The following is a 14378-nucleotide window of genomic DNA, read 5'->3' as shown; positions in this document are numbered from 1 at the left end:
AGTAATAAGGCGATTTGTTGCCGGGTAATGCACGCCTTTGAACTTTCAGAAACGGAACTTCGCTGCAAGGTTTCAAGGAGAAAAACCATGACAAGCACTTTGAACACACCCGAACTTGCGGCCCCGACCCTGGCGCAATCGCACAAGGCCGGGGTCAACATGATCTCGGCGGCTCATCTCATGATCGACGTGGCGCCCTACCCCGGCATGGACGCAGGCGACCTGATCGAACTGTTCTGGGACGACTGCTACGTCGCATCACGCGTGCTGGGCGCCGACGACGTCGGTGCAGTCGTTGGCCTGCGGGTGCCGGAAAGCTTCATTGCCAACGGCTGCGCACGCATTCATTACAAGGTCATGCAGGTTGGGCAAGGGCCGGCGTTATCACCGGCGACACGGGTCCAGATCAAGCTGGACTGCCCTGGTGGCTCGTTATCGGCCCAGTGCGGCGACGAAAACCAAAGCCTGGCACCCGTGGGCCTGCCCGAGACCATTCGCCGCCAAGGGGTCAATCCGAACCAGATCAAGCGTGGCGTACCACTGACCATCGAGCCCTACCTGAACATGGCCGCCGACGACGAAATAACAGTGCGCTGGGGCGATGTGCGCATGGACCTGCCCAAGCTCAAGGCCGACGAGGTGGGCCAGCCGATTCAGGTCTGGGTGCCGCCGGCAATCATTCTCGAAGCCGGCGAAGACCTGCGGTTGGAAGTGACCTATTGCATCCTCGACCGCGTGGGTAACAACTCGCGTTGGGCGCCACCGCGCTGGCTGAACATCGGTTGCGCCAATCCCTATCTGAAGGTACGGCAGAAGGAGATGTTGATGGCGGCCGAACCGCGTAAACGCTGAGCCCCCGTTGACACTGGGCGAACTCAATCGTGTAGCAGCTGGCGAAGCCTGCTGCTACAGGGGTATGCGCACACTCATCAAATGGGTGTAGGCCACCCCTTCTATGTATATTCCTAAAAGTTAGTTTATTAATTTTTTCTACACGTTTAGGGTATATGCACCGGACCACCGGACATTCTTGATTTTATTCGTCGCCACTACGCGACGATCCCATGAGATGTGAGGTAGGTATGGTCCGGAACACAATCACCCCAGTGCAGATCGCCAGGGCATTGCGTGCAGCCAAGGAGCGGCACTGATGTCCAGTCTGGCAGATGCAATCGTTCAGAGTGATCTGGACATCGCCCCCCTGTTGTTGCCCGCGCAAGTCTTGCGCAACGACGCACAAGCCATCAAAGCCGCCCATGAGCTGGCGCAAGTCGCTCGTCTGCACGCGGCCAAACGCGACCGCCAGCGCAAGTTGCCCTGGTCGGAAATCGAACAGTTCACCCGCAGCGGTTTAGGCAGCATTGCCATCCCCCGTGAGTACGGTGGTCCACAGGTTTCGTTCGTCACCGTCGCCGAGGTTTTCGCGATCATTTCCGCGGCAGACCCGGCATTGGGACAGATCCCGCAGAACCAGTTTGGCATTCTCAACCTGGTACTCGGCAGCGCCACTGAAGCGCAGAAAAAACAGCTGTTCAAAAGCGTGCTCGACGGTTGGCGCATCGGCAATGCCGGGCCTGAACGCGGTACAAAAAACACCTTGGAACTCAAGGCGCGCATCACCGCCGACGGCGACGGTTTTGTCCTCAACGGGCAGAAGTTTTACTCCACCGGCGCACTGTTCGCCCACTGGGTCGCGGTCAAAGCGTTGAACGACGATGGCAAACAAGTGCTGGCCTTCGTCCGTCGCGGCACGCCGGGGCTGCGCATCGTGGATGACTGGTCGGGCTTCGGTCAGCGCACCACCGCCAGCGGCACCCTCTTGCTCAACAACGTGCGTGTCGACGCCGAGCTGGTGGTGGACAACTGGAAGATAAACGAGCAGCCGAACCTCCAGGGCGCCGTGTCGCAACTGATTCAAGCCGCCATCGACGCGGGGATTGCCCGAGGTGCCATCGACGACGCCATCGAGTTCGTGAAAACCCGCGCGCGTCCATGGATCGACGCCAAGGTCGAACGGGCCAGCGATGACCTGTACGTGATTGCGGATATCGGCAAGTTGAAAATCGAATTGCATGCCGCCGAAGCGCTGCTGCGCAAGGCCGGGCAAGTACTCGATCAGGTCAACGCCGCCCCCGTCACAGCCGAGTCGGCCGCCCGCGCCTCGATTGCCGTGGCCGAAGCCAAAGTGCTGACCACCGAGATCTCGCTGCAGGCCAGCGAGAAGCTTTTCGAACTGGCCGGCAGCCGCGCCACCCTCGCCGAATTCAACCTCGACCGCCATTGGCGCAACGCCCGCGTGCACACGCTGCACGACCCGGTGCGCTGGAAGTATTACGCCGTCGGCACTTATCACCTCAACGGCACGCTGCCGGCGCGGCATTCCTGGATCTGACGACCCGTACCCTTTTTGACCAGATCTCTGGAGAAACACATGACTTATTCCCACCACGTCGCGGTCATAACCAGCGACGAGCAAGCCCTGGTCGTCGCCAGTGATCTGGCCGACGACTTCAAACGCGACAGCGCACTGCGCGACCGCGAGCGTCGTTTGCCGACCCCGGAACTCGAAGTGTTTTCCCGCTCGGGCCTGTGGGGCATCAGTGTACCCAAGGAGTACGGCGGCGCCGGGGTGTCCAACGTGACGCTGGCCAAAGTGATCGCCTTGATTGCCCAGGCTGACGGCTCGCTCGGGCAAATCCCGCAGAACCATTTTTACGCCCTCGAAGTGCTGCGTGTGAATGGCAGCGAAGCGCAGAAACAACGCCTGTACGCCGAAGTCCTGGCCGGCCAGCGCTTCGGTAATGCGCTCGCCGAACTTGGCACCAAAACCGCTCACGACCGCGTCACCAGCCTTAAGCGCGACGGTAACGGCTATCGCATCAACGGTCGCAAGTTCTACGCAACCGGCGCGATTTACGCGCAACGCATCCCGACCTCGGTGGTCGATGAACACGGCGTACAGCAACTGGCGTTCGTCCCTCGCGACAGCCAAGGCCTGACCGTCATCGACGACTGGAGCGGCTTTGGCCAGCGCACCACCGGCAGCGGTTCGGTAGTGTTCGAAGACGTGTACGTGGCGGCCGAGGACGTGGTCCCGTTTCAAAGCGCGTTCGAACGCCCGACCACCGTCGGCCCGCTCGCGCAAATCCTTCACGCCGCCATCGACACCGGCATCGCTCGCGCCGCCTATGAAGATGCGCTGCATTTTGTGCGCACCAAAACCCGGCCATGGATCGACGCCACCCATGAAAAAGCCACCGATGATCCGCTGACGATCAAGAGTTTCGGGCACTTGAGCATTCGCCTGCACGCCACCGAAGCCCTGCTGGAACGCTCCGGCGAATTCCTCGACAAGGCTCAAGCCGACACCAACGCCGAGACCGTCGCCGCCGCCTCGATTGCCGTCGCCGAAGCCCGGGCCATCAGCACTGAAATTTCCCTCGCCGCCGGCAGCACGCTGTTCGAACTGGCTGGCAGCCAGGCGACCCTGATCGAACATGGCCTGGACCGGCACTGGCGCAACGCCCGCGTGCACACGTTGCACGACCCGGTGCGCTGGAAGTATCACGCAGTGGGCAACTACTACCTCAACGATGAAAACCCTCCGCTACGAGGGACCATCTGATGGCCGACGCCAAAAAGAAGATCCTGCTCAATGCGTTCAACATGAACTGCATCGGGCACATTAACCACGGCTTGTGGACCCATCCACGGGACAACTCCACGCAGTACAAGACCCTCGAATACTGGACCGAACTGGCGCAACTGCTGGAGCGCGGGCTGTTCGACGGACTGTTCATCGCCGACATCGTCGGCGTGTACGACGTCTACCAGAACTCGGTGGACGTGCCGCTGAAAGAGTCGATCCAGCTGCCGGTCAACGACCCGCTGCTGCTGGTGTCGGCCATGGCCGCCGTGACCAAAAATCTCGGCTTCGGCCTGACCGCCAACCTCACTTACGAACCGCCATACCTGTTCGCCCGGCGCATGTCGACGCTCGATCACCTGAGCCGTGGCCGGGTCGGCTGGAACATCGTCACCGGCTACCTCGACAGCGCCGCCAAGGCCATGGGCCTGAGCGAACAGGTCGAGCATGACCGTCGTTACGACCAGGCCGATGAGTACCTGGAAGTGCTCTACAAACTCTGGGAAGGCAGCTGGGAAAACGGCGCGGTGCTCAACGACCGCGAGCAACGGATCTACGCGCAGCCGGAGAAAGTGCACAAGGTCGAGCACAACGGCGAGTTCTATCAGGTCGAGGGTTATCACCTGTGTGAGCCGTCACCGCAACGCACGCCGGTGCTGTTCCAGGCCGGCAGTTCGGATCGCGGCTTGCTGTTCGCCGGGCGCCATGCCGAGTGTGTGTTCATCAGCGGCCAGAACAAACCGTCGACCAAAATCCAGGTGGACAAGGTTCGCGCCAGCGCCGTCGAGGCCGGACGTAACCCCGAGGACATCAAGGTGTTCATGGGGCTGAACGTGATTGTCGGCACCACTGAAGAGCTGGCCTGGGCCAAGCACGCTGAGTACCTGAGCTATGCCAGTGCCGAGGCCGGCGTCGCGCATTTTTCGGCGTCGACCGGGATCGATTTTTCCGAATACGCCATCGACGAACCGATCCAGTACGTGAAGAGCAACGCGATCCAGTCGGCGACCAAAAACCTGCAAAACAACGACTGGACCCGGCGCAAATTGCTCGAGCAACACGCCCTCGGCGGCCGCTATATCACGGTGGTCGGTTCACCGGAGCACGTGGCGGATGAACTGGAATCGTGGATCGCCGAAACCGGCCTGGACGGCTTCAACCTGACACGGATTGTCACCCCGGAAAGCTATGTGGATTTCATTGAACTGGTGATTCCGGAGTTGCAGCGTCGAGGGTCGTACAAGACGGCTTATGACCAGGGCAGCTTGCGGGAGAAGCTGTTTCAGGGTGAGGCGCATTTGCCTGAGCAACACACCGGCTCTACCTACCGCCATTGAACTCTGTGGGAGCGGGCTTGCCTGCGATAGCGGAGTGTCAGCAGCCACTACTTCAACTGACCCACCGCTATCGCAGGCAAGCCAGCTCCCACAGTTGATCTGTGCTGTTCCCAAAATAACTTATGACTGGAAATTCCACATGAAAAAAACATTTCTGATCCACCCAGTCAAAGCACTGGCCCTGGCCCTCGGCCTGTTCAGCTCGGCGGTGTTCGCCGCCGACGCACCGTTGAAAATCGGCACCACCGCCGCCTTCGCCATCCCCCTCGAAGCCGCCGTCGAAGAGGCCTCCAAACAAGGCCTGAAAGTCGAACTGGTGGAGTTCAGCGACTGGATCGCCCCGAACGTCAGCCTCGCCGCCGGCGACATCGACGTGAACTATTTCCAGCACATCCCGTTCCTGGAAAACGCCAAGGCCGCTTCCGGTTTTGACCTGGTGCCGTTCGCGCCGGGGATCATCAACAACGTCGGTCTCTACTCGAAGAAATACAAAAGCTTCGACGAACTCCCGCAAGGCGCCAGCGTGGCCATCGCCAACGACCCGATCAACAGCGGACGCGGCCTGCAATTGCTGGCCAAGGCTGGCCTGATCACGCTCAAACCCGGCGTCGGCTACAAAGCCACCGAAGACGACATCATCGCCAACCCGAAGCAGATCAAAATCCTCCAGGTCGAAGCCGTGCAACTGGTGCGCGCCTACGACGATGCTGATCTGGTCCAGGGCTACCCGGCCTACATCCGTCTTTCGAAGACCTTCGATGCCGGTTCCGCGCTGCTGTTCGACGGCCTCGACCACAAGGAATACGTGATCCAGTTCGTGATCCAGCCGAAGAGCAAAACCGACCCGCGCCTGATCAAATTCGTCGACATCTACCAGCATTCGCCGGCCGTTCGTGCAGCCCTGGACAAGGCCCACGGCAAGCTCTACCAAGCCGGTTGGGAAAGCTGAGAATGACGGCCGCCACCCCACTGCGACTGGAGAGTCCAGCGCTCAAAAACGCTCAACGCACCGAACTGCACCCGGAGCTCAATCGGGCTCATGTGCGCTTCGTCGGCCTGGGCAAAACCTACAACGGCCAGCAGGGTCCGGTGGTGGCGTTGCAGGGCATCGACCTGGCGATCCAGCACGGCGAAGTGTTCGGCATCATCGGCCGCAGCGGTGCCGGCAAATCATCGCTGATCCGCACCATCAACCGGCTGGAGCAACCGAGCACCGGCCGCGTGCTGATCGATCAGGTGGACATCGGCGAGTTCGATGAAGACCGCCTGGTGGCGATGCGTCGACGGATCGGCATGATCTTCCAGCACTTCAACCTGATGTCGGCCAAAACGGTGTGGCAGAACGTCGAGCTGCCGCTGAAAGTCGCCGGGGTGTCCAAGGACAAACGCGAGCGAAAGGTTCGCGAACTGCTTGAACTGGTGGGCCTGCAAGGCAAGCACAACGCGTATCCGGCGCAGCTGTCTGGCGGGCAGAAACAGCGCGTCGGCATCGCCCGCGCGTTGGTGCATGACCCGGCAATTCTGCTGTGTGACGAAGCCACTTCAGCGCTGGACCCGGAGACCACCCAATCGATCCTCGGCCTGCTACGCGAGATCAACCAGCGCCTGGGTTTGACCATCGTCCTGATCACCCACGAGATGGTGGTGATCCGCGATATTTGCGACCGCGTCGTGGTGCTCGAACACGGCAAAATCGTCGAGCAAGGACCGGTCTGGGAAGTTTTCGGCAACCCGCAGCATGAGGTCAGCAAGACCTTGCTCGCCCCATTGCAACACGCCCTGCCGGAAGAACTGCAAAGCCGTTTGCGCCCACTGCCGCTCTCTTCGGAAACGGCGGTGGTGCTGCGCTTGCAGTTCACCGGCAGTGCCACCGACGAGCCGGACCTGGCCGCCTTGTTCAGCGCCCTCGGGGGGCGCGTGCGCTTGCTGCAGGGTGGCGTGGAACGGATTCAGGGCCATGCGCTGGGGCAGTTGTTATTGGCGGTCACCGGCTCGCCGTTTGATGCCGAAGACGTGTGCCAACGCGCCAGCCAATGGGCGCAACAGGTGGAGGTGCTGGGTTATGTGGTTTGATCGCTTGCTGCAAGGCTTTATCGACACCTTCCTGATGGTCGGCGTGTCGTCATTGATCGCGCTGTTGGTGGGTATTCCGCTGGCGGTGTTTCTGGTCACCAGTTCCAAGGGCGGCATCTACGAAGCACCGACACTGAACCGCGCCTTGGGGGCGTTCGTGAACCTGTTCCGCTCGATTCCATTCTTGATTTTGATGGTGGCGCTGATTCCGTTTACCCGGCTGATTGTCGGCACCACGTATGGCGTCTGGGCGGCCGTGGTGCCGCTGACCATCGCTGCAACGCCGTTCTTTGCACGGATTGCCGAGGTCAGCTTGCGCGAGGTCGATTTCGGCTTGATCGAAGCCGCGCAAGCGATGGGCTGCCGGCGTTGGCACATTGTCTGGCATGTGCTGCTGCCGGAAGCGCTGCCGGGGATCGTCGGGGGGTTCACAATTACGCTGGTGACGATGATCAACTCGTCGGCCATGGCCGGGGCGATTGGCGCCGGCGGGTTGGGCGACATTGCGTACCGGTATGGGTATCAGCGTTTTGACAGCCAGATCATGTTGACGGTGATTGTGTTGCTGGTGGTGTTGGTGGCAATCATTCAGCTCGGTGGGGATCGGTTGGCTCGGGGGCTCAACAAGCGCTAATCGAGAGGGGCATACACCTTGTAGCATGGCGTATATTCGGCAAACCCCAATTGCCTGCGCAGCCTCCTCATGAAACAGACTCCCGACGACCTCCAGCAGATCACAGCTACCACCCTGGGCCATTACAACTCGGTGGCCGAAGGTTTCCGTGAAGGCACGCGTGATCACGACGTCAGCCAGAACATCGATGCCCTGTTGCGGCACATTCAGGGCGAGGCGCCGTTCGACATTCTCGATTTCGGCTGCGGTCCTGGCCGCGATCTGCAAACGTTCACGCGCATGGGGCATACCGCCGTCGGCCTCGACGGGTCGGAAAAGTTTGCGCAGATGGCGCGTGAGGACAGCGGTTGTGAAGTCTGGCAGCAGGATTTTTTGAAGCTGGATTTACCAGCCGAGCGCTTCGACGGGATTTTTGCCAATGCGGTGCTGTTTCACATCCCGCGACAGGAACTGCCTCGAGTGTTGAAGGAATTGCGGGGGGCGTTGAAACCGGGTGGGGTGTTGTTCAGCTCCAATCCACGTGGGGAGAATCAGGAAGGCTGGAACGGTCCGCGTTATGGGGCTTATCACGATCTTGCGACATGGCAGCAACTGCTGACCGAGGCGGGGTTTGTGGAGCTGGAGCATTACTACCGGCCAGCGGGGCTGCCGCGGGAGCAGCAGCCTTGGTTGGCGAGTGTTTGGCTTAAGGCTATTTAGGCTGGTCGGTCGCCATCGCGAGCAAGCTCGCTCCCACAGGGAATTTGTGAACGCCACAGATCCAATGTGGGAGCGGAGCGCGAAGCGCTCGATTTTTTAAGTCGCCTCTTTCTTCGGTTCGCGAATCTTGTACCAGGCCACATAAAGCGCCGGCAAAAACAGCAGCGTCAGCAACGTCGCGATGATGATCCCGCCAATCATCGCGTACGCCATCGGCCCCCAGAACACTTCCCGGGCAATCGGGATCATCCCCAGGCTCGCCGCCGCAGCCGTCAGCAAGATCGGCCGGCGTCGATGCTCGGTGGCCTGGACCACCGCGTCCCACGGCGCATAGCCTTTCTTCTCGTATTCATCGATCTGGGTCACCAGAATCACCGAGTTACGAATGATGATGCCGATCAGCGCCAGAATCCCGAGGATAGCGACGAAGCCCATCGGCGTGCCCGTCGGCACCAGCGCGATCACCACGCCGATCAGGCCCAACGGTGCGACGCTGGCCACGAGGAACAGCTTCTGCACGCTGTGCAACTGGATCATCAGGAAGGTCGCCATCAAGAACAGCATCAACGGCACGACCTTGGCAATCGGCCCCTGGGCCTTGCCGCTCTCTTCCACCGTACCGCCGGTGGCGACCTTGTAACCTGCCGGCAACGTGGCGGCAAAGGCGTCGATGGACGGTTTCAGCAGCCGCACCAGGTCCGTCGGCTGAATCTCGTCACGCACCGCAGCCTTGATGGTGATCGTCGGTAGACGGTCGCGACGCCACACCAGCGGCTGCTCCAGTTCGTAACGCACGGTCGCAAATGCCAGCAACGGAATCGACGTGCCATTGGGCGAAACGATCTGCAGGTTCTGCAGCGTTTCCGGCGTGCCCCGTTCGGAATCCACCGCACGGCCAACCACGTTGATCAGGTAAATATCGTCATCGACCTGGGTCACGGGCGCGCCACTGACGATGCCGTTCATCAACTCCGCCACGTCTTCGGAAGACAGCCCCAGTTGCCGCGCCTTGTCCTGGGCGATGTCGATGCGCAGCACTTTGCCCGGCTCGTTCCAGTCGTAAATGATCTCGCCGATGTGCGGGTTTTTATCCAGCTCGGTGGCCAGGTCGATGGCATGACGACGAACCTGGTCGATGTCTTTGCCGCTGACCCGGTACTGGATCGGACGGCCTACCGGCGGGCCCATTTCCAGGGCCTGGACGTAACCGCCAATGCCGACGAAGTCCTTGCGCAAGATGTCGCGAATCCGCTGGCTCAAGGCTTCACGGGTTTTGCCCTTGCTGACGATCACCAGCTGCGCGTAGTAGGGGTTTTGCAGTTGTTGATCGAGTGGCAGGTAGAAACGGATCGCACCCTGACCGATGTAGGTGCTCCAGCGCACGATGTCCGGGTCGTCCTTGAGCTCGGCCTCAAGGCGATCGACCGCTTTGCGGGTTTCGTCGATCGAGGCGTTTTGCGGCAGGTTCAGGTCCACCAGGATTTCCGGTCGATCCGAAGACGGAAAGAACTGGTTCTGCACGAAACGCATGCTGAACACCGCCAACGCAAAGCACAGCACGGTGATGCCAATGGCCCACCAGCGATTGCGCAGGCACCACAACAAGCCGCCATTAAAGGCTTTGCCGACGCGACCGGGTTCGCCTTCGTGCGGTTTCACGTTGGTGCTGAGGATGTGCACGCCGATCACTGGCGCAAACAGCACCGCCACCACCCACGACACCAACATGGCGCAGGCAATCACCGCAAACAGCGTGTAGGTGTATTCGCCGGCAGAACTGGCGTTCAGGCCGATAGGCACAAAACCCGCCACTGTCACCAGCGTACCGGTGAGCATCGGGAACGCGGTAGAGGTGTAGGCGAACGTGGCCGCCTGCTCCTTGGTCTCGCCCATTTCCAGGCGCGTGACCATCATCTCCACGGTGATCATCGCGTCGTCCACCAACAGGCCGAGGGCAATGATCAGCGCACCCAGGGAGATCCGCTGCATGGTGATGCCGCTGTACTCCATGTACACAAACACCATCGCCAGCACCAGCGGGATCGAGCACGCCACCACCAGCCCGGCACGCACGCCAAGACTGATGAAGCTGACCACCAGCACGATGATCACCGCCTCGAACAGCGCACTGGTGAAACCGCCTACAGCTTCTTCCACCACCACCGCCTGATCGGACACGTTGTGCACACCGACACCCACCGGCAAGTCGGCAGTCAGTTGGTTAATCCGTTCATGCAAAGCCTTACCGAATGCCTGGACGTTGCCGCCCTTCTGCATGGCAATCGCCAGGCCGATGGCCGGTTGCCCGTTGAAGCGGAATTCCGGGGACGCCGGATCGACGTAGCCGCGACTGATTTCGGCAATGTCGGCCAACCGATAGAAACGGTCGTTGAGCTTGAGGTTGACCTCGGCGAGGTCTTTCTCCGAGGCAAACTGCCCCGAGGTCCGTACCGAAATCCGCTCCGGCCCGGCCTCGATCACCCCCGCCGGGGTCACGGCGTTCTGCGATTGCAGGCTCTGCACCACCTGACGCTGATCGATGCCCAGCGCCGCGAGTTTGCGCGTGGAAAAGTTCAGGTACAGCACTTCGTCCTGCTGGCCGACCATCTCGATCTTGCCCAGCCCCGGCACGTCGCGAATCTCGGCGCGGGCCTGCTCCACGTAGTCACGCAACTGGCGCATGGTCAGGCCATCGGCGGTGAAGGCGTAGATCGAACCGAACACATCACCAAATTCGTCGTTGAACCCGGGGCCCTGCATGCCTTGGGGGAACTGGCCGCGAATATCGTTGATCTTCTTGCGCACCTGGTACCAGATTTCCGGAATGTCCTTGGCACTGGTGGTGTCGCGCAGGTACACGTAGACCGTGGATTCGCCGGGCCGCGTGTAGCTTTTTACGTAGTCGAGAGAATCAAGTTCTTCGAGTTTTTTCTCGATGCGGTCGGTGATTTGCTTGAGGGTTTCCTCCTGGGTCGCGCCCGGCCATTTGCTCTGGATCACCATGGTCTTGATGGTGAACGAAGGGTCTTCTTCGCGCCCCAGGTTGAAGTACGAGAACACCCCCATCAGCAACGCGACGAACATCAGGTACCAGACGAACGACTGGTGCTTGAGGGCCCATTCGGAGAGGTTGAAAGGCCCTTTCATTGACTGTCCTCGTCAAATTTCACTGGTTGCCCCGGTTTGAGGCTGTTTACGCCGGCCGTGATGACGCGCTCACCGTTTTTGACGCCACCGGCCAGCACCACGGTGCTGTCGGTGCGGCTGATGACCTTGACGTCCCTGGGTGCCACGGTCTTGTTCTGTGTATCAAGGACCCAGATACGGGGTTTGCCGTCGACCTCCTGCAACGCGGTGAGCGGCAGTTCGATGCGCGGCTTGATCGCCGAACTCAGAGTGACACTGATCGCAGTCCCCAAACGAAAGCCCGGCGGCGTTTCAGTCAGAGTGAGGCGCGCACGACGGGTACGGGTGGCACTCTGCGCCTGGGGCTCGATTTCACGGATGGTCGCGGTGGTGTTGGTGTTCGGGTCGAGTTGAGCAGCGACCTGGAACACCACGTCATCAGGCAGTTGATCGACCAGGGTATCGGGCAGGTCGATCACCGCTTCCTTGATGTCCGGTTGCGCCAGGGTCACCACTTGCTGGCCGGCGGTCACCACTTGGCCGGCCTCGGCATTCCACGCGGTAACCACGGCTTTATGGTCGGAGCGCAATTCGGTGTAGCCGAGTTGATCCTTGCTCTGGCTGACCGCCGCCTGGGCCTGATCGAGGGACGCCTGGGTGGTTTTCAACTGAGTCAGGGCATCGTCCAGTTGCGCCTGCGCGCCAACCCCGCGATCAAACAACGACTGCTGACGCTGCGCGTTGGCTTGCGCGTTGATCAGTTGCGCCTGGACTTTCGCCAGATCGCCCTGGGCTGAGCGCAACTGGTTTTGCTGGTCGGAAGGATCAAGGGTGGCCAGCAGCGTATCCTTGGTCACCTCGGCCCCGACATTGACGTTACGACTGGCGATGCGCCCGGCCACGCGAAAGCCGGTATTGCTTTCATAGCGCGCCTGAATGCTGCCGGCAAACCGGCCCAGATCCTCTTCTTTCAAGGCCTGGACCTTGATCGACAACACCGGACGTATCGGCTCCGGCGGTGGTTCGTTTTTGGAGCAGGCGCTCAGCACCAGCCCGATGGACAACGCCCATAAAGGCTTCATGGCTTGGCTCCCCCACCCAGATCCTTGTAAGTATTTTCGGCAATCTCGACTTCCATGCCCGGGTGCAGCAATTGCCCACCGGCGATCACGACTTTCTCCCCACCGGTGAGCCCTTTGCTGATGATGACTTTGCCCGTCAGGTAGCGGCCTACCGTGACCGAATGCAACTGGGCCTGGCCCTTTTCGTCGATCAACCAGACGGCGGGTTGACTGATGTTCTTGGTCAGGGCAGACCACGGCAACTCCACCGAGGATTTGCCCGCGCCCTTGGCCGTGGCGCTCACCACCGACCCGAGCTGCATGCCTGGCGGCAGACTGTCCAGGCCCACCTTGACCTGTATTGTGCCGGACTGGGCGGACACCGCCGGGGTCACTTCGCGTACCTTGCCGGTGGTTTTGATCTCGGGGTTGTCGAGCAGGCTGAGGACAATGGCGTCATCCGTTGGCTTCTCGGCCAGCAGCGCTTCATAGACGTTGAATACCGCATCCCGATCGCCATCGCGGGCCAGGCTGAACACCGGCATTGTCGCCTGCACCACCTGGCCGACTTCGGCCTGACGCGCGGTAATGATGCCCGGCGCATCGGCAATCAGTGCGGTGTAGCTCAGTTGATCGCGGGCATTGGCCAACTGCGCCTGGGCCGCGCTCAGGGCGCTCTGACTGCTGCGCAACGCCGCCTGCGCCGAGTCGTACTCGCTCTGGCTGGTATAGCCCTTGGGCAGGAGTTTTTCCTGGCGCACGAACGCCGCGGCATTCTGTTTGACCAGCGCCTGTTGGGCGACCACTTGGGCCTGCGCCGAATCGACACTGGTCTGCAAATCCTTGGGATCGAGGCGGGCCAGCACTTGTTTGGCCGTCACCCGGTCACCGACGTCTACCGATCGCTGGATGATCTTGCCGCCCACGCGAAACGACAGCTCGGTCTGGACCCGGGCCTGGATATCGCCGGTGAGGGTGACCGCGGCGGCGTAATCCGCCGGTTTGACGACTTGTATGAACACCCTCGGCAGGTATTCCTTGATGGGTTCTTTTTTATCGCACGCCGTCAGCAGAGTGACGACGCTCAAGGCCATGATGACTTTCAATCCGGTGACCGCCATGCAAACTCCTAGGCCTTTTTTATGGGCAATACGACAGAGAGCTTAGAACAGCGTTCAAAGCTTGCACACCCGGCTTATGAAGAAAAAAACCGTGATGGATGGCGCTGAAAACGCCTGTCGTAGAGGCTGCGAGTGCCTGATGAGGGCATTGGCCGAACTTATCGGAGACTTCTAAACCGCCTCGACAATCACGCTCTCAGGCTTGGTGTCATCGCTCGGTTCCTTGCGAACATATTAGTCGTACAGCTTGAGCAGGTACTTCTTCGCCGCTGGCGAAATCGGTGCTTCGGCACCCAGAGTCAACACGCGGTAGCCCGGGTTTTATTTGGCCCAACTGAACAGCACCCACCGACTTTAAACGCAAGAATCTAAATACCGTTAAAGCATATAGATATCACGCAAAAAACCAGTCGCAGATTTGCTGTCGCAATGGATGACGACTACTTTCCTTTGCGCTGTAGGAGGGATCTTTTTTTCGAAATGCCCCTCCAAGGACGGACAGTTTTTGGCCAGACTCCCTCGGCCGAACCCTCACAAGGAAGAGAAAATGGCAGACGTAAAAGTGCCAGAGCGACTGGATCCGCAAGACTTCGTTAAGTTATTGGTGGCGTTGCGCAGGGCGTTGAAGGCCGGGGTGGCCTGAGAGGGTTGATCGTTCCCACGCGGAGCGTGGGAACGACC

11 protein-coding genes and 1 pseudogene are annotated in these 14378 nt (G+C 60.5%); 8 read left to right on the top strand and 4 right to left on the bottom strand.

Annotated elements, in window-relative coordinates; translation table 11 throughout:
* The first annotated feature begins 87 nt into the window (after nt 1-87).
* The 8 genes from SB725_RS10305 (at nt 88) to SB725_RS10270 (ending at nt 8389) form a co-directional block, all read left to right on the top strand.
* Nucleotides 88-852 (top strand): hypothetical protein, encoded by a 765-nt coding sequence (locus SB725_RS10305; protein WP_027922251.1) that lies wholly within the window; start codon nt 88-90, stop codon nt 850-852.
* Between the two features lie 298 nt (nt 853-1150).
* Nucleotides 1151-2392 (top strand): SfnB family sulfur acquisition oxidoreductase, encoded by a 1242-nt coding sequence (locus tag SB725_RS10300; protein ID WP_059181832.1) that lies wholly within the window; start codon nt 1151-1153, stop codon nt 2390-2392.
* A 39-nt stretch (nt 2393-2431) separates the two neighbouring features.
* Nucleotides 2432-3625 (top strand): SfnB family sulfur acquisition oxidoreductase, encoded by a 1194-nt coding sequence (locus SB725_RS10295; RefSeq protein ID WP_059181833.1) that lies wholly within the window; start codon nt 2432-2434, stop codon nt 3623-3625.
* On the top strand, nt 3625-4983 hold the full coding sequence (locus tag SB725_RS10290; RefSeq protein ID WP_059181834.1) for an LLM class flavin-dependent oxidoreductase: 1359 nt from the start codon (nt 3625-3627) through the stop codon (nt 4981-4983). Before SB725_RS10295 ends, SB725_RS10290 begins: the two co-directional genes overlap by 1 nt.
* Nucleotides 4984-5122: 139 nt before the next feature.
* The gene (locus SB725_RS10285) at nt 5123-5932 is read left to right on the top strand and encodes a MetQ/NlpA family ABC transporter substrate-binding protein (protein WP_027922255.1); all 810 of its coding nucleotides are present in this window, start codon (nt 5123-5125) and stop codon (nt 5930-5932) included.
* Nucleotides 5933-5934: 2 nt separating this feature from the next.
* Entirely contained in the window at nt 5935-7056 is a 1122-nt protein-coding gene (locus SB725_RS10280) for a methionine ABC transporter ATP-binding protein (protein ID WP_410921728.1), read from the top strand.
* Nucleotides 7046-7690 (top strand): methionine ABC transporter permease, encoded by a 645-nt coding sequence (locus SB725_RS10275; RefSeq protein ID WP_027922257.1) that lies wholly within the window; start codon nt 7046-7048, stop codon nt 7688-7690. The genes SB725_RS10280 and SB725_RS10275 overlap by 11 nt, the downstream gene beginning before the upstream one ends.
* A gap of 69 nt (nt 7691-7759) precedes the next feature.
* A complete protein-coding gene (locus SB725_RS10270; protein ID WP_410921727.1) occupies nt 7760-8389 on the top strand; it encodes a class I SAM-dependent methyltransferase in 630 nt (209 codons plus the stop codon).
* A 96-nt stretch (nt 8390-8485) separates the two neighbouring features.
* Here the strand turns inward: SB725_RS10270 and SB725_RS10265 are convergent, their stop codons facing one another.
* The 4 genes and pseudogenes from SB725_RS10265 to SB725_RS10250 all read right to left on the bottom strand — a co-directional run.
* The gene (locus SB725_RS10265) at nt 8486-11536 is read right to left on the bottom strand and encodes an efflux RND transporter permease subunit (protein ID WP_059181838.1); all 3051 of its coding nucleotides are present in this window, start codon (nt 11534-11536) and stop codon (nt 8486-8488) included.
* Entirely contained in the window at nt 11533-12597 is a 1065-nt protein-coding gene (locus tag SB725_RS10260) for an efflux RND transporter periplasmic adaptor subunit (RefSeq protein ID WP_027922260.1), read from the bottom strand. The genes SB725_RS10265 and SB725_RS10260 overlap by 4 nt, the downstream gene beginning before the upstream one ends.
* A complete protein-coding gene (locus SB725_RS10255; protein ID WP_027922261.1) occupies nt 12594-13697 on the bottom strand; it encodes an efflux RND transporter periplasmic adaptor subunit in 1104 nt (367 codons plus the stop codon). Before SB725_RS10255 ends, SB725_RS10260 begins: the two co-directional genes overlap by 4 nt.
* A gap of 237 nt (nt 13698-13934) precedes the next feature.
* A pseudogene (locus SB725_RS10250) lies at nt 13935-14042 on the bottom strand (glutamine ABC transporter substrate-binding protein); the annotation flags it as partial.
* Nucleotides 14043-14378 lie beyond the last annotated feature (336 nt).

Origin of the sequence: Pseudomonas sp. SIMBA_041 (assembly GCF_046535095.1) — a bacterium.
Classification (GTDB): Bacteria; Pseudomonadota; Gammaproteobacteria; order Pseudomonadales; family Pseudomonadaceae; genus Aquipseudomonas; species Aquipseudomonas mucoides.
The sequence above is the reverse complement of the archived record's forward strand: the minus strand, read 5'-3'. Positions and strand labels throughout refer to the sequence as shown.